The sequence below is a fragment of the Rhizobacter sp. P2_H2 genome, assembly GCF_056403375.1.
On sequence record NZ_JBFUFP010001754.1, the window covers coordinates 1 to 636 of the forward strand.

Annotated in this window: 1 protein-coding gene; it reads right to left on the bottom strand. The window is 76.1% G+C overall.

Annotated elements, in window-relative coordinates:
- On the bottom strand, positions 1 to 636 hold a 636-nt coding region (locus AC1D15_RS36020), incomplete at both ends, for a hypothetical protein (RefSeq protein WP_477829857.1).

A 636-nucleotide genomic window follows, 5' to 3' on the forward strand; every position in this document is an offset into this window, starting at 1 on the left:
GCGTGCAACAGGCCGGCCTCGGCCTGCAGGCGCGGGCTGTCGTCGCGCCGCGCACGCTCCTCGAGCTGCGCCAACGCCTGTGCGGCATCGGGCCGGCCCCGCAGCAGCGCAAGCCGGGCCTGCGCGAGGTCGAGTTCCGGTGCGTCGATACCGGCGTCGCGCAGCACCGCGAGCAGGTGCCCGGCTTCGGCATGGTCGTGTGCGCGCAGGCGCTGCAGCGCGCGCTGCCAGGCTTCGTCGAGGAACGCGTCGCCCGACGCCACGGCCTGCACCGCCGCATCGGGGACGGTGATCCAGCGCGCCACCAGCGCGGCCGCGGGGCCGGCGGTGCCCTCTGCCTCGTCGGCCACCACGCTGCCCTCATGCGTGACGGTCTCACCCGCATGCAGCGCCAGGTGCAGCACGCTGCGTCCGTGCTGACGCTCGAGGCGGGTCTCGAGCACGGCCCGCGCGCCCAGGGCCTGCATCACGTGCGCCACGCGCTGCCGGACGCCGCTGCGCTCGGGCTCGTCCTTCAGCACGGCGAGGACCTCGCGCACGCTCGCCAGCCCGTCGACCCCGCGATCCGCCAGGTGGGCGCCCAGCAGCGATGCCAGGCCGAGTGCCACCCATGCCAGTGCCGGATCGGCGCTGCGG